The sequence below is a fragment of the Polynucleobacter sp. AP-Nino-20-G2 genome, from assembly GCF_018688235.1.
Taxonomy (GTDB): Bacteria; Pseudomonadota; Gammaproteobacteria; order Burkholderiales; family Burkholderiaceae; genus Polynucleobacter.
Map to the genome: position 1 here is coordinate 1053633 of NZ_CP061313.1, position 19214 is coordinate 1072846.

Here is a 19214-nt window from a genome sequence, read left to right on the forward strand (position 1 = left end):
CGCTTTAAACTGCTGCGCTACCCGCAATAGCAGGCTCGGGAAGCTGCTGGAGCAAGGCTAAAAGACGCGCAATCTCACCACGCATCTGACGACGATCAACAATCATATCGATACCGCCCTTTTGCATCAAAAACTCGGAACGCTGAAAGCCTTCCGGCAATTTTTCTCGCACAGTCTGCTCAATGACGCGAGGTCCAGCAAATCCAATTAGCGCCTTTGGTTCAGCTATCACCACATCACCCATGAATGCAAAGCTGGCAGAGATGCCGCCCATGGTTGGATCGGTTAGTACGCTGATATAAGGCAAGCCCTTCTTAGACAACAGGGTCAGCATAGAGTTGGTTTTAGCCATCTGAAACAATGACAGCAAGCTCTCTTGCATACGCGCGCCACCAGTGGCAGTAATACAAATAAATGCGCACTTCTTAGCAATCGCCTCCTGAACTCCGCGCGCGAAACGCTCACCCACAACGGAACCCATGGAGCCACCCATGTATTGGAATTCAAAACAGGCAGCTACTACTGGCATGCTTTCGATCTTGCCACCTAAAACAATTAAGGCCTCAGACTCACCCGAAGCATCATTAGCTTCTTTTAAACGATCTGGGTATTTTTTGGAGTCTTTGAATTTAAGAGGGTCGATTGGGTAAATATCTGCACCAATCTCGTAACGCCCTTTTGGGTCGAGTAAGCCGTCTAAGCGCTGGCGTGCGCCAATGCGCATATGGTGACTACATTTAGGACAAACGGATAGATTTGCCTCAATATCGGTGCTGTAAAGAACAGTTTCACAACTCGGGCACTTTACCCAGAGTCCTTCTGGAACGGATTTGCGGTTAGCGGGATCCGTATGTTGGATTTGCGGGGGTAATAATTTATCGATCCAGCTCATCAGTCTCTAACTATCCAGTGCGTTAACTATCTAAAGCGACACGAATTTCACGTATGAAGGTTTCAAGCGATTGTACTGCCTGGCCCGCTGGCGCATCCTCCAAAAGACGAATAATTCGACTGCCAATAACCACAGCATCCGCTGTTTTTGATACTGTGCGAGCACTTTCAGCATCATTAATGCCAAAGCCGACTGCAATTGGAATAGCGCTGGCTTCACGGATTTTAGGGATATTGCTGGCTACATCCTGGGTATTGAGGTGGGAGGCGCCCGTTACCCCACGCATGGAAACGTAATATATATAACCAGAAGCTATTTTGGCGGCTTCTTTTATGCGTTCTAGTGATGAAGTAGGTGCTAGCAAGAAAATGGGATCAACACCAGCAACCCGCATTCGAGCAGCAAAATCAACACACTCCTCAGGTGGATAGTCCACTACTAAAACGCCGTCTACTCCGGCAGCTTTAGCCTCGGTTGCAAATCGTTCCGCACCCATCTGTTCGACCGGATTGGCATAGCCCATTAGAACAACAGGTGTGTCGGCATCAGACTTACGAAACTCTTTCACCATCTCCAAACAGCCATGCAAAGTCACACTCTGAGCTAAGGCTCGCTCAGATGAACGTTGAATTACTGGACCGTCGGCCATAGGATCGGAAAATGGAACGCCAAGTTCAATCACATTCGCGCCACCACGAACAAGCGCATGCATTAATTCAACCGTCAACTTAGGATCGGGATCACCGGCAGTAATGAAGGGGATCAACCCCTTCTTACCAGAGGCTTTTAGTTCATTGAAAAGTGCGGTAATTTTTGACATAAGGATTTGTAATTAATATTTCTAATGAGTGGCTTGGGAACTAACCTTCGGAGCCAGTTGCTTGTGCAACGGTGTGCATATCCTTGTCACCACGTCCTGATAAATTGACCAAAATAGTTTTGTCCTTGGGAAGTGTTGCAGCCAATTTGCACGCATATGCAATCGCATGCGATGACTCCAGCGCAGGGATGATGCCTTCAATTTGACAGCAATCATGAAAAGCCTTTAGCGCCTCTTCATCCGTGATCGCTACATAATCAGCTCTTCCTGAATCTTTTAACCAAGCGTGCTCAGGTCCAACTCCTGGATAGTCCATACCAGCTGAAACAGAATGTGTTTCAGAAATTTGTCCATTTTCATCCTGAAGCAAGTAAGTGCGATTACCGTGCAATACACCTGGCTTCCCAACACACAATGCGGCTGAGTGAAGGCCACTGCCTAGACCATGACCTGCCGCCTCAACTCCAATCAGTTTGACTTCCGGAAAATCAATATACGGATAGAAAATACCCATGGCATTAGAACCGCCACCGACACAAGCCAGAACGTAGTCGGGTTGACGTCCAGTCATTTCAGGCATCTGCACTTTGCACTCTTCACCAATAACGCTCTGGAAATCACGCACCATCATTGGGTAAGGATGAGGACCGGCCACAGTACCAATGATGTAGAAAGTATCATCGACATTAGTTACCCAATCGCGCATCGCTTCATTCAACGCATCCTTGAGTGTTTTTGTGCCGGACTCGACTGGCACAACTTTTGCGCCGAGTAACTTCATACGAAATACGTTTTGCGCTTGACGTGCTACATCAATAGCGCCTTGATACACAGTACAGTCCAATCCAAAGCGTGCGCAAATGGTTGCTGTCGCAACACCATGCTGCCCTGCTCCAGTTTCAGCAATGATTCTGGGTTTGCCCATGCGCTTGGCTAACATCGCTTGACCAATCACATTATTAATTTTGTGAGCGCCGGTGTGATTCAAATCTTCACGTTTCAAATAAATCTGCGCACCGCCTAACATTTCACTCCAGCGTTTAGCGTGATAGACCGGCGATGGACGACCTACGAAATGCTTGAGCTCATAATGAAATTCTTCAAGAAACTCTGGATCATGTTGATATTTTGCATAAGCTGCTTTAAGCTCATCCAAAGCAAACATTAATGTTTCAGAAACAAATACGCCACCGTAGGGACCAAAGTGTCCTCGTGCATCTGGCTTATCGTACATAAATACCTCTTTTGATTAGTTACAGCAAATAATTAGGATGATGAGAGCGCATCAGCTGCACGTACTGCCTGTATAAACTCTCTCATTAAGGCTGGATCTTTAACACCCTTGCTGATTTCTACGCCGCTTGAGACGTCAACCGCGCAAGGATGCAGGCGTGCAATCGCTTCGCCCACGTTGTGCGCGTTCAATCCACCACTCAAAACGACCCGATGCGCGTTTGCGCTTATCCATTCTTGTGGAATCCCCTGCCAATCAAAAGGAATGCCTCCTCCACCATAGCCCTCAACCAGGGCATCGAGCAAAAAGGCATTTGCTTGACCATATTGTAGGGAAAAATCGTCGTAAGCGAACTGGGAGCCCACGCGGGCAGCTTTCATCCAGGGTTGTCCTGACGCATGGCGCTGACATTCTTCTGCAGACTCATCACCGTGAAACTGCCAGAGGGTAATGGGGGCAACCGCTCGAATGGCCGAAATTTCAGCATCTGAGGCATTCACCAGCAATCCAACCGCATCAATGCCTGCGGGGAGCCTTGAAATTAAGGATGCGGCAATATTGGGGGTAACTGCCCTAAGGCTAGGTGGGTAAAAAACAAAGCCGACAGCGTCCACCCCAGCAGAAACAGCCGCATCAATATCAGCGGGCGTCTTAAGGCCGCAAATTTTGACCCGGGTTCGACCCTTGGAGTATGTAAGTAAGCCCATGTGGAAATGATAAGGCCTTAAGCCAATGACTGTTTAAATGCTTAAAAAAGGCTTTTTGGGAGCCAGGAGTTGTGAAGCCAAGGCGGTGGAATGTTGAATTCCGCTGGATAGGCAATTTGCGCCAAATACAGACCGGCCGGAGAAAAAGTAGGAGCCGCAATACTTCGGTCTTTTGCCTGCAAGACTTCTGCCATCCATTCGGAAGAACGCTTACCAACCCCAATTTGGAGAAAGCTACCCACCAAGTTCCGAACCATGTGATGCAAAAAGGCGTTACCCCTAATTTTGAAATAGAGCCATGGTTCGGCAGACTCAATATCAATTGAGTACATCGTTTTAATGGGTGTTTTGCTTTGGCATTCTGAAGATCGAAAGGACGTAAAGTCATACTCACCAATCAAGCATTCGGCTGCTCGCTTCATGGCATCGATGTCGAACCATCGATCTGGAGGAAGCATTACATAACCCGCGCGTGACGCAGTCATTGGTGAGCGACATGGGCCGGCATGCAATGCATAAATATAAGTACGCTCATGAGCCGAATAACGCGCGCTAAATTCTTCTGAAACTGGTTGAGCCCAATTTACTACGATTGATTCAGGCAAAAAAGAATTAACGCCCCTTACCCAAGACCAATTCTCTCGTTCGACCTCGACATCGAAATGGACGACCTGGCCTAATGCATGGACACCGGTATCCGTTCTTCCCGCAGTGATAACGCGAATCGGATGAGAATGGGTAGCTTCAATGCCAACAAATGCAGAGATTGCACACTCAAGTTCGTCTTGAATGGTGCGTTGATTGACTTGCGTCTGCCACCCAGAATATGGGCTACCGTCATACTGAAGGCCTAAGGCAATACGCATGAGCTACTCTTAGCTGCAGCGCTGTGAGAGCTCTGCCAGCAAACCTTGCGCCTCAGAAGTTATTACAGGATCAGCTACTCCGACAGCATTCACTATGTCTTCCAGGGATTTCCTGGCCGCATCAAAGTCTTCGATAGTGATATATGCTCGGGCTAGATTGAGCTTTACGCGCAACGCATCTGCAAGGGGATTGGAGTCAGGAGAAATTAGTTGTTCACTTTTCTTGACGGGGGAAAGATCCAAGTCAATGCCAGCAAACAATGCTTTTGCGCGATCCGGCATTGCACCATGTGAATGCGGATGAGGGATATCTGCAGTGATTGGTGCAGCTGGCTTTGTGAAATCATGGACCTCTGATCGTCTAGCATTTCTGGCCAAAAACCATAGCAACAACCCCGTAACAGCCATTAAAGCAAGCGCCAATAAGGCTGGTGCAAAACCACCTAAACTATATTGATTGCTATGGCCGCTAGGCCCGGCAGCCTTAGCTTTTGATTCATCGATTAAGCGCTGTAGATCGGCGATATTTTTCTCAAGCTCCACAACCCGTGCACGGGTTTGCTCGAGCACCTTTTCCTGGGCCACTAGCTCTTCTGTATAGCGCTTCTCATCAGCGCTACCTTCAGTGCTTGAACCGATTTTTAATCTATCTTTGGCGGGAGCATCAGACGCTTTCTTTGTTTCAGAAGAGTTGCCTGATGCCAAGTCTTTTGATTCACGCTCAGACTGCCACTGCGCATTCGCCTTTGCCACAAATTGATTTGCCTCAGCCGGACTAATGGATCTCAGCAATGCTTGACTTGGCTTAGTTAATTCAGCGCCAGCCTCCAAGCGATTAATGCTCCCACTCGCAAACGCATCGGGATTGGCCTTAAATAAGGCCATCATGGCCTGATCTAAAGTTGCTCCATCTAATTGAGGCGCCAGTTGCATTGCAATCTCAGATAAAGTCTGGCCAGGACGCACCGAAATCTTTTGCGCGTCACCCAAGAGCAGCGTGTAAGTCTTGGTCAAACTGCCGGCAGACCAATTCAAAGTCACTAGAACATCTAAAAAAGGATCATCTGTCATGGGGACAGATTCAACGGTCTCAACCAAGACCATGAGTTGGTCTTGCTGATTGCGATAAATCATGGCCTGAGGATTGAGATCCAAGAGCTTCTTGGAAATCCCCAGCCGATCGTAAGCTACTTTATTAGAAATCCCAACATGAAGACTGGAAAGCGCAGACTGCTCATCCTGACCTACCTTAATAGGAAACTCTACTTTAAGAGGCTCACCTGGCCTTGAAAGCAGCTTCGGCGCACCCAGCGTAATCGCTAGCGCAGCACATGACCAGCTTAGCCAAACTAAGCAAAGTAGCTTTACAAATTTAATTTGGCCAAGCCGAAACATTAGCGCTCTAGCAAGATGCGGAGCATGCGACGCAAAGGCTCAGCAGCACCCCACAAGAGTTGGTCGCCAACAGTAAAGGCGCCGAGATACTCAGGTCCCATAGCCATCTTGTGCAAGCGTCCAATAGGCACGGTCAAGGTACCGCTTACAGCAGCTGGCGATAAATCACGCTCTGTAGTTTCACGATCATTGGGAACCACTTTCACCCATTGGTTATCGTTAGCCAAGATTGCTTCAATTTCATTGAGTGGAATATCTTTTTTGAGCTTAACAGTGAGACCTTGCGAATGGCAACGCATTGCGCCAACGCGTACGCATAATCCATCAATTGGAATACTGCCAGGAGTTCTAAAAGCAGGACGACCCAAGATCTTATTGAACTCAGCGCCACCCTTCCACTCTTCTTTTGTTTGACCATTCTCAACAGGAACATCAATCCAAGGAATCAAGCTACCTGCCAAAGGCGTATTGCGGAAGTTTTTCTTTGGAAAGTCACCAGAACGCAAAGTCTCAGTCACTTTGCGATCGATATCCAAAATCCAAGAAGAAGGGTCAGCTAACTCGGTTGCGACGCTATCGCGCAATGCACCCATTTGCAGGAGCAACTCACGCATATTTTGCGCGCCTGCACCTGAAGCAGCCTGATAAGTCATTGCGCTGATCCATTCGACCATGTCAGCCTTTACCAAGCCACCCATAGCCATCATCATTAAACTGACTGTGCAATTACTGCCAATCCAGTTCTTACCACCAGCCGCCAATGCCTTGTCGATCACTGGGCGATTGACTGGATCCAGAATTAAGACAGCATCTTCTTTCATGCGCAGCGCGCTTGCTGCATCAATCCAGTGACCTTGCCAACCCGCAGCGCGCAACTTTGGAAATATTTCGTTAGTGTAGTCACCGCCCTGACAAGTCAGGATAATGTCGCAGCGTGACAAAGCCTTAATGTCATTAGCGTCTTGCAAAGTGCCTTCACTCTTGGTAACTTTTTGACCATTCAGTAGGGGCACTTCCCCGCCGGCTTGGCTGGTACTAAAAAATACTGGTTCAATGAGGTCGAAATCTTTTTCAGCCAACATTCTCTCCATGAGAACGCTGCCAACCATTCCGCGCCAGCCAACTAAACCTACCAATGGTGTTTTTGTATTTGCCATGATCAACTATCTAATGAATGTATTTATCTTGTGATTGCTTATTTTGAAAGTGCCGCTACAACAGCGTCACCCATCTCTACTGTAGACACTTTCTTAGTACCTTCTGTGTAAATATCAGCAGTACGCAAGCCCCGTGACAATACCTTCTGTACAGCAGCCTCAACGCGATCAGCCTCAGCAGGCATCCCCAATGAATAGCGCAGCATCATCGCTGCCGACAGTATGGTCGCTAAAGGATTAGCAATACCCTTACCTGCGATATCGGGTGCCGAACCATGACTTGGCTCATACAAGCCCTTGTTGTTTTTATCTAATGATGCAGATGGAAGCATGCCAATGGAGCCAGTCAACATCGCCGCCTCATCAGAAAGAATGTCGCCAAATAAGTTGCCAGTAACAACCACATCAAATGCCTTTGGCGCTTTCACCAACTGCATTGCAGCGTTGTCTACATACATGTGTGACAGCTCTACATCTGGATAATCTTGAGCAACCCTAATCATCACTTCGCGCCAAAGCTGCGAAGTCTCGAGGACGTTGGCCTTATCAACGCTGCATACTTTTTTGCCACGCTTACGTGCAGCCTCAAAAGCTACACGACCAATGCGCTCCACTTCTGGTTCGCTGTAATGCATCATGTCAAAGCCTTCACGCGCACCCTTGAACAAAGGCAACTCTGAAGTACGAATACCGCGTGGCTGACCAAAATAGATATCCCCATTGAGCTCACGAATAATCAGGATATCAAGACCACCCACAATCTCTGCCTTAAGACTAGAGGCTGCAGTCAACTCGTCGTAGCAAATAGCTGGTCTAAAGTTCGCGAATAATTCAAGATGCTTGCGCAATCCTAAAATTGCTTGCTCAGGACGAAGTTCGCGTGCAAGCGTGTCGTATTTCCAGTCGCCAACCGCTCCAAACAAAATGGCATCAGCCTTCTTGGCCAACTCTAATGTTGCGGGCGGCAATGGATGACCAGCAATGTCATAAGCTGCACCACCAACAGGGGCAGTTTCCAGATCAAATGTTGGACCAAGCGCGTTTAGTACTTTGACAGCTTCAGCGACGATTTCCGGGCCGATACCATCGCCCGGTAGGACTGCAATTTTCATGAAAGGCCTTTAACTCTATAAAACTATGGCAATTGTGTAGCAAGCCAAGGCATCTTGAGGATGCGTTCAGCTTCGTAAGCCTTGATTTTATCTGCATGTTGCAGGGTTAAGCCAATATCGTCCAAACCATTAAGGAGGCAATGCTTCCTAAATGGTGCCACCTCGAAGCTGTAAGCCGTGCCATCAGGGGTGATTACCTGTTGAGCCTCCAGGTCAATAGTGAGCTGGTAGCCATTAAATGCCTGGGTTTCATTGAATAAGTGGTCTACCTGCAATTCAGAGAGAACAATGGGCAATAAGCCATTTTTGAAGCAATTATTGTAGAAAATATCGGCAAAACTGGGTGCAATCACAGCTCTAAAGCCGAATTGGTCCAACGCCCAAGGAGCGTGCTCTCGTGAACTGCCGCAACCAAAGTTCTTACGTGCCAGGAGAATACCCGCACCCTTGTAACGAGGCTGATTCAACACAAAATCAGGGTTCACTGGACGGGTAGCGCAATCTTGACCAGGTTCACCATGGTCTAAATAACGCCACTCATCAAATAGATTCTGGCCAAAGCCAGTCTTCTTAATAGACTTTAAGAATTGCTTCGGAATGATGGCATCGGTATCCACGTTTTCGCGATTAAGCGGTGCAACCAAACCTTTGTATACCGTAAATTTTTCCATGTTCGACTTTTACTTAATATATGCTTCGTAATTACTTAACTGGCGTTACAACAACATCTTTCCCTTTGGTTTGGGATTGATTGCTGTTTGCATTGTTATTGCCACCCATGGAGTTGCCCATGGTTTGCATATCCTTACCAAGACCTTCCATCATATTGCTGCAGGCAGAGAGAACTACTCCAGCAATAGCCACGATCGTTAATTTTTTAATCATCGTCATTGATGTGAATTTAGACACTGTATTTCCTTAAGAGATCTTGCGAACGTCTACAAAGTGACCTTCGATAGCGGCGGCGGCGGCCATCGCTGGGCTAACTAAGTGTGTTCTGCCACCATTACCTTGGCGACCCTCGAAATTGCGATTGGAGGTTGAGGCGCAACGCTCACCAGGCTCGAGGCGATCGGCATTCATTGCCAAGCACATAGAGCAACCAGGCTCACGCCATTCAAAACCAGCAGCCTTGAATACACGATCCAAACCTTCGCGTTCCGCCTGAGCCTTTACGAGACCAGAGCCCGGAACAACCAAGGCCAATTTCACATTAGCAGCAACTTTTTTACCTAAGCGATCCACCACTTTCGCGGCAGCACGAATATCTTCAATACGGCTGTTTGTACAAGACCCAATAAATACTTTATCAACCGCAATATTGCTTAGCGGTGTATTGGGTACCAGGTCCATGTACTCGAGCGCACGCTCCATGGCGGAACGCTTATTAGAATCACGCTCTTTCTCTGGATCGGGAACACGATCGCTAATAGAGAGAACCATTTCTGGAGATGTTCCCCAAGTAACTTGGGGAGCAATCTCTTCAGCACGCAATTCAATCACGGCGTCAAACTTCGCATCCGCATCGGAATGCAAAGTGCGCCAGTACTGCAATGCATGACGCATCGCCTCGCCAGTTGGGGCATAAGGCCTGCCTTGAATATATTCAATTGTGGTTTCATCAACAGCAACCAGACCGGAGCGTGCTCCAGCTTCAATCGCCATATTGCAGATGGTCATACGACCTTCCATCGACAAATTGCGAATTGCCTCACCTGCAAACTCAATGGTGTAACCAGTACCGCCAGCAGTGCCAATCTTTCCAATCACCGCCAGAACGATATCCTTGGCTGTTGAGCCAGGCTGAAGGCGTCCATCAACCTTGACCAACATATTCTTGCTCTTTTTCATGAGCAAAGTTTGAGTAGCTAAAACGTGTTCGACTTCAGAGGTGCCGATACCAAATGCCAGCGCACCAAAAGCGCCGTGCGTACTGGTATGAGAGTCACCGCAGACCACTGTCATGCCCGGCAATGTTGCGCCCTGCTCAGGTCCGATCACATGAACAATCCCCTGACGGGTGTCATTCATTTTGTATTGCGTAATTCCAAAGGCATCACAATTTTGATCTAAGGTATCTACCTGCAGCTTGGAAATAGGATCTGAGATCCCCTCGGAGCGATCCGTCGTAGGGACATTGTGATCGGAGACCGCTAAGTTGGCGGAGATACGCCAAACTGGACGCCCAGCCAAATTCAGCCCTTCAAAAGCCTGTGGGCTTGTGACCTCATGCAATAGCTGACGGTCTATATAGATTGTGGCCGTGCCGTCTTGTTCTGAATAGACGACATGGTCACCCCACAATTTGTCGTAAAGCGTGCGTGACATGTAAACCCTCTAAAACTTTTATTTGCGAGCAGTGATGTTTGGAACTTTGCGTGAAACTTCACCAACATACAACTGACGTGGACGGCCAATCTTGTACTCAGGATCAGTAATCATTTCTTCCCATTGAGCAATCCAACCTACTGTACGTGCTAATGCGAAGATGCATGTAAACATTTCTGTTGGGATGCCAAGCGCGCGTTGAACAATGCCTGAGTAGAAATCAACGTTTGGATAGAGTTTGCGGCTAACAAAATACTCGTCTTCCAAAGCGATCTTCTCTAGAGTCATTGCCAACTTGAACAATGGATCATCTTGTAGACCAAGCTCTGCCAATACTTCATGGCATGTTTCACGCATTAATTTTGCGCGTGGGTCAAAGTTTTTGTAAACGCGGTGTCCAAAGCCCATCAAACGAACGCTAGAGTTCTTATCTTTTACTTGAGCAATGAATTCACCAATTTTCTCTACGCCACCGTTTGCTTGAATTTCATTCAACATCTGCAAGCAAGCTTCATTGGCACCACCGTGCGCTGGACCCCACAAGCAAGCGATACCAGCGGAGATTGCAGCAAATGGATTGGTTCCAGATGATCCGCACAGGCGAACTGTTGAAGTAGAGGCATTTTGCTCATGATCCGCATGCAATGTAAAGATGCGATCCAAAGCGCGCACCAATACTGGATTGACTTTGTACTCTTCACATGGCGTGGCAAACATCATGCGCATAAAGTTCGCGGTGTATGACAAGGAATTATCTGGATAGATAAATGGTTGGCCTACAGAATACTTATAAGCCATCGCAACTAAAGTCGGCATCTTCGCAATTAAACGAATCTGCGCCACTTCACGGGCGTGCGGATCGCTGTAATCAATCTCATCGTGATAGAAAGCAGCCATCGCGCCAACTAAACCTGTCAACACTGACATTGGATGAGCATCGCGACGGAAGCCGCGCAAGAAGAATTGCATCTGCTCATGAACCATCGTATGGTGCATAACCATTTCTTCAAAATCTTTTTTCTGTTTTGCGTTTGGCAATTCGCCATTGATCAGCAAGAAGCAGACTTCCAAGAAGTCGCAGTTATGCGCTAAGTCCTCAATTGGATAGCCGCGATAAAGCAACTCACCCTTGTCGCCATCAATGTAGGTAATTTTGCTATTGCAAGACGCAGTAGAAAGAAAGCCTGAATCGTAGGTAAATTTTCCCGTTTGACCATAGAGCTTGCGGATGTCGATTACATCAGGACCAATGGTGCCTTTGTAAATCGGCAAATCAATATCCGGGGTGCCGTCTGAAAACGATAATTTTGCCTTGATGTCCGATTCAATCATTTCTAATCCTTAGTCATTCAAATTGATGATTAATACACTATTCGTTTATGCACCTGCACTTCAACTGCGCCCAAAAGCTGAATTACTTCTGTCTTAACTTTTGCAAAACCGCTTTGAACACAGTTTCTTGTGATTCTTTTTCCAATGTTGCAACAGAATCTTTTCGACCGATTAATAGATCCATTAGGTCGTTATCTTCTAGAGCGAGCAACTGGCTTAATACTTTTCCATCTTCCGCATTTAACTGATCGCCATGTCGCTCAAAAAAACGCTGCAGAATTAAATCGTTCTCTAGCAAACCCCGACGGGCATCGCTTTTTAAACGATATAACTCTGCATTGCTAAGGGTCATACTGCCCTACGAACCATCAGTTCCTTGATCTTTCCAATTGCTTTGGTTGGATTCAAATGCTTAGGACACACATCTACGCAGTTCATGATGGTGTGACAGCGGAACAAACGGTACGGATCTTCGAGATTATCCAAACGCTGTGCAGTTTCTTCATCACGGCTATCGGCAATAAAGCGATAGGCTTGCAACAAACCTGCTGGACCTACGAACTTATCTGGGTTCCACCAGAAAGATGGGCAAGAAGTTGAGCAAGAAGCGCACAAAATGCACTCATACAAACCATTCAACTCTTCACGCTCTTCGGGACTCTGGAGACGCTCTTTTTCTGGCGCAGGGTTGTCATTTACCAAATAAGGCTTGATGGACAGATATTGCTTGAAGAACAAGGTCATATCAACGATCAAGTCACGCACAACTGGCAAGCCAGGCAATGGGCGCAATGTGATGACTTTTGGCAAAGTCAACATATTGGTCAAGCAAGCCAAACCGTTCTTACCGTTAATGTTCATAGCATCAGAGCCACAAACACCTTCACGGCATGAACGACGATATGAAATGGATTCATCTTGTTTCTTGAGGGAAATCAAAGCATCCAACAACATACGCTCACCAGTCAATTCCAGCTCATAACGCTCCATGCGTGGGGCTGCATCGATATCTGGATCGTAGCGGTAAATTTCAAATATACGAATATCACTCATTTTTAATTTCTCTTCGCTTAGAAAGTACGTTCTTTTGGAGGGAAAGACTCAACAGTCAACGGCTTCAGAACAACTGGCTTGTAGTCCAAGCGGTTACCTTCGCTATACCAAAGCGTGTGCTTCATCCAATTGTCATCATCACGCTCTTGATGATCATCATGTGAGTGCGCACCACGACTTTCAGTGCGCGCTGCAGCTGAGATCATTGTTGCGTTTGCTGCTTCAATTAAGTTAGCCACTTCTAAAGCTTCGATACGTGCTGTATTGAAAATCTCAGACTTATCCTTAAGCCATAAGTGTTTAGCGCGCTCAGTCAACTTGGCCATTTGACGAACACCTTCGTCCATCAATTCTTGGTTACGGAATACGCCAGCGTACTTCTGCATGGTTTTACGAATGTCATTTGCAACATCTTGCGCATACTCACCAGAAGTAGAATTATCCAGAGCAGCAATACGAGCCATAGTTTGCTCGCCAGCATTGGCAGGCAATGGTTTGAACTCACGATTCTTGAGGTCCATCGCAACGATATGGTTACCAGCAGCACGACCAAATACCAACAAGTCGAGCAAGGAGTTTGTACCCAAACGGTTTGCACCGTGAACAGATACACATGAACACTCACCGATAGCATACAAGCCGTTTACCACTTCATTGTGTTTACCGTTGGCTGGCACAACGACTTGACCGTTGATGTTGGTAGGAATGCCACCCATCTGATAGTGAATAGTTGGCACAACAGGGATTGGCTCTTTAGTAACGTCAACGTTAGCAAAGTTGATACCAATCTCGTAGACAGAAGGCAAACGCTTCATGATGGTCTCGGCGCCAATGTGGGTCAAATCGAGCACCACATAATCACCGTTAGGGCCGCAACCGCGCCCTTCTTTGATTTCCTGATCCATGCAACGAGAAACGAAATCGCGTGGTGCCAAGTCTTTATAGGTGGGCGCATAACGCTCCATAAAGCGCTCACCATCTTTGTTACGCAAGATACCGCCTTCACCGCGACAACCTTCTGTCAACAATACGCCCGCACCGGCTACGCCAGTTGGGTGAAATTGCCAGAACTCCATATCTTCTAATGGAATGCCTGCACGAGCTGCGAGACCCATACCGTCTCCGGTATTAATAAATGCGTTTGTAGATGCATCCCAAATGCGGCCTGCACCACCAGTAGCCATCATGACTACTTTGGTTTCCAAGATGTAAACCTGGCCCGTTTCCATTTCGAGCGCAGTCACACCAACAACATCACCTACGTCATCGCGAATGAGGTCTAGCGCCAACCACTCTACGAAGAAGTTTGTTTTTGCACGTACGTTACGTTGATACAAGGTATGCAACATCGCGTGACCAGTACGGTCAGCTGCTGCGCAAGCACGTTGAACTGCTTTTTCGCCATAGTTGGCTGTGTGTCCACCAAATGGGCGCTGATAAATCGTTCCATCTGGGTTGCGGTCGAACGGCATACCAAAGTGCTCGAGCTCGTAAACAACTTTAGGAGCTTCGCGACACATAAATTCGATCACGTCTTGGTCGCCTAACCAGTCAGACCCTTTGATGGTGTCATAGAAGTGATAGTGCCAGTTGTCTTCACTCATGTTGCCCAGCGAGGCGCCGATACCGCCTTGAGCCGCAACAGTGTGCGAGCGTGTTGGGAAAACCTTACTTAATACCGCAACGTTCAGGCCAGCTTCTGCTAATTGCAAAGAAGCACGCATCCCTGAACCACCCGCACCAATAATTACCGCGTCGAAACGGCGGCGTGGCAATGCTTTTTTAATCGCAGTCATCGAATTACACTTTCCACAAAATTTGTACGGCATAGGCCGCACAGGCTAAGAGATACAAAACAGTTAACACTTGCAGTGTTAGACGAATGCTGACAGGCTTGATGTAATCCATCCAAATATCGCGGATACCAATCCAAGCGTGATAGAACAAGCTGATAAAAAATAGAAGTGTGAGGAGCTTCATGAACTGATTGCTAAACAATGCAGCCCAGCCCTCATATGTGGCGCTACCAGTAATGCAATAGTCAAGCAACAAAACGACTGTAAACACCACCATCACGATGGCAGTAACCCTTTGAATAATCCACTCTTTAAGGCCGTAATGCGCGCCAACTACTAAACGCTTCGGTCCGATTTGATAAATAGGCATTAGATTTCCTTAATGAAGAAACGCTTAGTACAAGCCGAATAATTTGAGACCAACAACCGCTGTCAATGCTAAGCCCAAGAAAAACACGACGATAGCTGAGCGATTTGCATCCGCCTTTTCCACACCAATCTCCAAATCAAGCAAGAGATAACGAATACCAGCGCAAAAATGGTGCAAGAAAGACCAAATTAATCCGAGAAGAATGATCTTCACAAGCACATGGCCAGTAATTGCCTGGAATTTCTGATAACTGATCTCGGAGGCCAAGCTTTGATCTAAGAGATAGAGTAGAAACGGAAGCATTAAGAATAATGCCGCGCCACTAATACGATGAAGAATTGACACTTTTCCAGCCCAAGGAAGGCGGTACTTGATTAATTGGGCTAGACCAATATTTCGGTAAACCGGTCTATCTTTTTTTACTGCGTTCTGTGCATCAACCATGGGCAATCTCTTTATTTAGGTGGAGGATCAGTGTGACTTTGTTGTATCGCAACATATTCTATTGGAAACCTTAGAGTCGTTGGGGAATTTTTAGCGTTTTAAGGGTGAAATTACTGGTTTTTACGGATTAGTCGGATGAGACCTAGTTCAATTTATTTTCGTAGTGCTGCTCTGAAGTGTCATACCGAGCGCGCCGAATTTCTACTGGTTTATTCCCGTAGGTAAAAGCTACCCGCTCAACCGATAATAAGGCCGTGCCAATAGGAAGGTTTAAATGGTTTGATAGATCCTGATCAGCTAGCACTGCCTTAATTTTTTCCTCGGCGCGCACCATATGGGTCGCGTATGCAGACTCATAGAAGGCGTACATTGGGCCCGCCCATGCATTTAGCGCCTCTAGAGTTAAGCCCTTAAAACGCCCTTCTGGCAGCCAAATTTCTTCAAATACGATGGGTTTACCGTTAGAACTCTGGACCCGGTCAATACGAATAACGGGATCACCCGCCTTTAATTTAAGCAATTGGGCAATATAAGCATCGGATTTAGCGGTTTCACAGGCCAAAAACTGATTCTTCAGGTGGAATCTCTCTCCAGAATCAGGCTCTAAACGCAAAAAACGATACTGCCAGTCTTCTTCTTGGTGGGTGGCGACAAAAGTGCCCTTACCCTGACGGCGCACCAATAGGTTTTGAGCCGCCAATTCATCAATAGCCTTGCGAACGGTACCCTGGCTCACGGCATATCGAGCCGCAAGCTCCATCTCACTGGGGATAGCGGTGCCTGGCAACCACTCGGATGCTTGCAAGCTAGCCAAAATCATCGCCTTAATCTGTTGATACAGAGGGCTAAATGAGGCAATCGGTTCGGATATAAGAGACAAATTAACTCCAGGACAGCTTCAATTGGATAAAATTCAGTTCTATTTCATATCTTATATAAGACATGATTGACAGTGTAAATGGAAAGTCCATACACTTGAATGGATAATAGAAAAGATTTCATTAATTAACCTCAACTGGAGTTATTAGTAATGGCAAAAGCCCCAATGCGTGTCGCCGTAACCGGTGCAGCCGGTCAAATCGGATATTCCCTTCTCTTTCGCATCGCTAATGGCGACTTATTAGGCAAAGATCAGCCTGTAATACTCCAGTTGCTTGAAATCCCTGATGAAAAAGCGCAAAAAGCCCTCGCAGGCGTGATGATGGAGTTAGAAGACTGCGCATTCCCATTGCTAGCTGGAATGACAGCCCACTCTGATCCAATGACTGCATTTAAAGATATCGACGTTGCCCTCTTGGTTGGCGCACGTCCACGCGGCCCTGGCATGGAGCGTAAAGATTTGCTCTCCGCGAATGCTCAAATCTTTACAGCACAAGGTAAGGCATTGAATGCCGTTGCCAAGAAGACTGTGAAGGTTTTGGTAGTTGGCAACCCAGCAAACACCAATGCATACATCGCCATGAAATCAGCTCCAGATATTCCTGCGAAGAACTTCACAGCAATGTTGCGCCTAGATCACAACCGCGCACTCTCACAATTGGCTAACAAGTTAAACAAGCCTGTTGCTGACATTGAGAAATTGGTTGTTTGGGGCAACCACAGCCCCACCATGTACCCTGACTACCGTTTTGCAACTATCGATGGCAAGTCTGTAAAAGACAGCATCAACGATGCTGCTTGGAACAAAGATACTTTTATCCCAACAGTGGGCAAGCGTGGCGCGGCAATCATTGAAGCGCGCGGCTTATCTTCTGCTGCCTCTGCTGCTAATGCTGCTATTGACCACATTCGTGACTGGGTTCTCGGCACAAATGGCAAATGGGTCACTATGGGCATCCCTTCAAAAGGCGAATACGGTATTCCTGCTGAAGTGATCTATGGTTATCCTGTCGTTTGCGAAAACGGCGAATACAAGATGGTTGAAGGCTTGGAGATTGATGAGTTTTCTCGTGAGCGCATGAATCACACTCTTAACGAACTGCTTGAAGAGCAAGCTGGCGTTAAACACTTACTCTCATAAGGACTTCTACATATGAAGCAAACCCTTCTCCTCATTAGCTTGGTTGCAGCAGGCTTTATCGGCTCAGCCAATGCTAGCGAAGAAGTAACTACCTGGACTTGCAGCGAAAGTAAGCAATTTAAAACTTCAGGCACTACTGAAAAAGTTCGCTTAACTTGGGAATCAAAAACGTTTGATTTAAAACGTGAAAATTCTTTACCGGGCAGCTTGCGTTATAAAAACACCACCACTGGTCATGACCTTGTGGTGTTGGGTAACAAGGCAATGCTTTTTAATATCAAGTCTGGAACACGTCTGGCTGATTTCTGCCAAACAGCAGAAATGAAAACTGGCAAATTGCCACATCTCTTTGCAGATGCGGAGCCTTTTACGCAGAACTAATCGACTCGATTTCTACTGTAGCAACATTAAAAAAGCCGAGGGATCCTCGGCTTTTTTCTATTTCAACTCTTAGAGATTTGAGCGCATCAGTGAAATAAAGGCTGCTGCGTAGGAGCATCATCCGGCATCTCTGCGTGCACAGCTTCGCCAGATCTGTCGGGAAATAAAGGCGCCCCACAGTCATCGCATAACTCCGGATCAAATAGCATTGCGTGACGGAATACATCTTCGACACCGGCCTCGTTTAAGGCATCAACAATTTTTCGCATCGGACTCTCGTCGTCCGATAAATCGTTGAGCGCGTCGTTAGCAACGCTCTCACGATCGTATAGCGGCCAAATCACGCCATACACAATCTCAGATGAACCCTTAAGGCTAAAAGAAATTCGATACTCATCCGCCTGCTCTTCGCCAAAAGCACCAACTACACAGGACAAACCAGCGGGCAAGACACCCAAAGTGCTTTCAAGAAAATTCACAGCAGCCCTAATGCTCAATGGCCGCACCTGCTTATCCGCTAAGCGACAATTCGTAAAGTACGCCTCGGGTAGTAGGAGTTCAAATTCACATCCCGGCAACAGGGATGCGACAGGATCGCGCATCGTATTTTGCCAACCGATCAAGCTCACGCCCCGCTCTTGTCTAGTGGGTGGCTCCGCTTGCCAGCGGAACAATGGAGTCCCCGAGGGCGCGGCAATCGCTGCAATGATGAATCTTGGATCCGCCAAGACGGCAATCGTCTCAGACATTTCACGTAGCTCTAATTTGACCTCACTGGAGGTGATGGCGGCAGTAGCCAGTGCTTCAGTCAATAAATGCGTTTGGCAATGCGAATGAGGCATTTGATCAATGCTGTAAAGCCAAGGAACAATTGCTAATCGTGTATCGCTCGAGGCAATGGAACTATGCAAGGCTGCAGCGGTCGCCTCAATAGCTGAAATAGGTAAAGCGCCTGAAGGAATTTGATAGCGCGTATGAGCAACAATGGGCAGTGCCAACAAAAGCACATCCCAACTTTGCCCTTCGTGTTCCATCGACAGGGACTCGGCCAAAGTTTCGGCGGAGTCAGCAAGCACCTCAAAGGCCACCGTATTAATCCGGAAGGTTTGATCGAGCGCTGCATCAATCACATTTTGATTTTGACTCTTTAACAAGCGCATCAAGCGCACGTTCAAGCGCTCTTCCCAAAACCGATCTTCAATGTGACTGCCTGATGCCGCCAATGAAATAGCATCAGCAACCAGTCTCTCCACATCAGGAGACGAGCGTTGCGAGGTTTTAGTGCGATGTACGGCCATAGAGAATGC

At 47.2% G+C, this 19214-nt stretch carries 21 protein-coding genes; 2 read left to right on the forward strand and 19 right to left on the reverse strand.

Translation table 11 applies throughout. The features are described 5' to 3' along the window. Positions 1-4: 4 nt before the first annotated feature. The 18 genes from accD to FD960_RS05610 form a co-directional block, all read right to left on the reverse strand. Positions 5-892 carry an acetyl-CoA carboxylase, carboxyltransferase subunit beta gene (gene accD, locus FD960_RS05525; RefSeq protein ID WP_215297786.1) on the reverse strand — a complete coding sequence of 296 codons (888 nt, stop codon included), beginning with the start codon at positions 890-892 and terminating at the stop codon, positions 5-7. A gap of 22 nt (positions 893-914) precedes the next feature. Continuing rightward, a complete protein-coding gene (gene trpA, locus FD960_RS05530; RefSeq protein ID WP_215297787.1) occupies positions 915-1712 on the reverse strand; it encodes a tryptophan synthase subunit alpha in 798 nt (265 codons plus the stop codon). 40 nt (positions 1713-1752) lie between these two features. Then, on the reverse strand, positions 1753-2946 hold the full coding sequence (gene trpB / locus FD960_RS05535; protein ID WP_215297788.1) for a tryptophan synthase subunit beta: 1194 nt from the start codon (positions 2944-2946) through the stop codon (positions 1753-1755). Positions 2947-2978: 32 nt separating this feature from the next. After that, positions 2979-3653 carry a phosphoribosylanthranilate isomerase gene (locus FD960_RS05540; protein WP_215297789.1) on the reverse strand — a complete coding sequence of 225 codons (675 nt, stop codon included), beginning with the start codon at positions 3651-3653 and terminating at the stop codon, positions 2979-2981. A gap of 41 nt (positions 3654-3694) precedes the next feature. Beyond that, positions 3695-4519 carry a tRNA pseudouridine(38-40) synthase TruA gene (gene truA, locus FD960_RS05545; RefSeq protein ID WP_215297790.1) on the reverse strand — a complete coding sequence of 275 codons (825 nt, stop codon included), beginning with the start codon at positions 4517-4519 and terminating at the stop codon, positions 3695-3697. A 9-nt stretch (positions 4520-4528) separates the two neighbouring features. After that, a complete protein-coding gene (locus FD960_RS05550) occupies positions 4529-5914 on the reverse strand; it encodes a FimV/HubP family polar landmark protein (RefSeq protein ID WP_215297791.1) in 1386 nt (461 codons plus the stop codon). Then, entirely contained in the window at positions 5914-7071 is a 1158-nt protein-coding gene (asd, locus tag FD960_RS05555; protein ID WP_215297792.1) for an aspartate-semialdehyde dehydrogenase, read from the reverse strand. The genes FD960_RS05550 and asd overlap by 1 nt, the downstream gene beginning before the upstream one ends. Before the next feature lie 38 nt (positions 7072-7109). Then, entirely contained in the window at positions 7110-8183 is a 1074-nt protein-coding gene (gene leuB, locus FD960_RS05560; protein WP_215297793.1) for a 3-isopropylmalate dehydrogenase, read from the reverse strand. Positions 8184-8206: 23 nt separating this feature from the next. Then, complete coding sequence (leuD, locus tag FD960_RS05565; RefSeq protein ID WP_215297794.1) at positions 8207-8854, reverse strand: 3-isopropylmalate dehydratase small subunit; 648 nt, start codon at positions 8852-8854, stop codon at positions 8207-8209. Between the two features lie 31 nt (positions 8855-8885). After that, on the reverse strand, positions 8886-9092 hold the full coding sequence (locus FD960_RS05570; protein WP_215297795.1) for a hypothetical protein: 207 nt from the start codon (positions 9090-9092) through the stop codon (positions 8886-8888). A 9-nt stretch (positions 9093-9101) separates the two neighbouring features. Continuing rightward, positions 9102-10511: a 3-isopropylmalate dehydratase large subunit gene (gene leuC / locus FD960_RS05575; protein ID WP_215297796.1), complete on the reverse strand. Its 1410-nt coding sequence runs from the start codon at positions 10509-10511 to the stop codon at positions 9102-9104. An 18-nt stretch (positions 10512-10529) separates the two neighbouring features. Next, positions 10530-11843 (reverse strand): citrate synthase, encoded by a 1314-nt coding sequence (gene gltA, locus FD960_RS05580; RefSeq protein ID WP_215297797.1) that lies wholly within the window; start codon positions 11841-11843, stop codon positions 10530-10532. An 82-nt stretch (positions 11844-11925) separates the two neighbouring features. After that, positions 11926-12195, reverse strand: coding sequence for a succinate dehydrogenase assembly factor 2 (locus tag FD960_RS05585; RefSeq protein ID WP_215297798.1), 270 nt, complete (start codon positions 12193-12195; stop codon positions 11926-11928). After that, positions 12192-12896, reverse strand: coding sequence for a succinate dehydrogenase iron-sulfur subunit (locus tag FD960_RS05590; protein ID WP_215297799.1), 705 nt, complete (start codon positions 12894-12896; stop codon positions 12192-12194). The genes FD960_RS05585 and FD960_RS05590 overlap by 4 nt, the downstream gene beginning before the upstream one ends. Before the next feature lie 17 nt (positions 12897-12913). Next, positions 12914-14692 (reverse strand): succinate dehydrogenase flavoprotein subunit, encoded by a 1779-nt coding sequence (gene sdhA, locus FD960_RS05595; protein WP_215297800.1) that lies wholly within the window; start codon positions 14690-14692, stop codon positions 12914-12916. A gap of 4 nt (positions 14693-14696) precedes the next feature. Next, positions 14697-15062: a succinate dehydrogenase, hydrophobic membrane anchor protein gene (sdhD, locus tag FD960_RS05600; protein ID WP_215297801.1), complete on the reverse strand. Its 366-nt coding sequence runs from the start codon at positions 15060-15062 to the stop codon at positions 14697-14699. Between the two features lie 24 nt (positions 15063-15086). Continuing rightward, positions 15087-15506, reverse strand: coding sequence for a succinate dehydrogenase, cytochrome b556 subunit (sdhC, locus tag FD960_RS05605; protein ID WP_215297802.1), 420 nt, complete (start codon positions 15504-15506; stop codon positions 15087-15089). A gap of 142 nt (positions 15507-15648) precedes the next feature. Further along, on the reverse strand, positions 15649-16386 hold the full coding sequence (locus FD960_RS05610; RefSeq protein ID WP_215297803.1) for a GntR family transcriptional regulator: 738 nt from the start codon (positions 16384-16386) through the stop codon (positions 15649-15651). A 150-nt stretch (positions 16387-16536) separates the two neighbouring features. Here FD960_RS05610 and FD960_RS05615 point away from each other — a divergent pair, with 150 nt between their 5' ends. Next, positions 16537-17526 (forward strand): malate dehydrogenase, encoded by a 990-nt coding sequence (locus FD960_RS05615; protein ID WP_215297804.1) that lies wholly within the window; start codon positions 16537-16539, stop codon positions 17524-17526. Positions 17527-17538: 12 nt separating this feature from the next. Beyond that, positions 17539-17907 (forward strand): hypothetical protein, encoded by a 369-nt coding sequence (locus FD960_RS05620; RefSeq protein WP_215297805.1) that lies wholly within the window; start codon positions 17539-17541, stop codon positions 17905-17907. An 86-nt stretch (positions 17908-17993) separates the two neighbouring features. Here FD960_RS05620 and FD960_RS05625 read toward each other — a convergent pair whose 3' ends face one another. After that, positions 17994-19205, reverse strand: coding sequence for a DUF2863 family protein (locus FD960_RS05625; protein ID WP_215297806.1), 1212 nt, complete (start codon positions 19203-19205; stop codon positions 17994-17996). Positions 19206-19214: the final 9 nt, after the last annotated feature.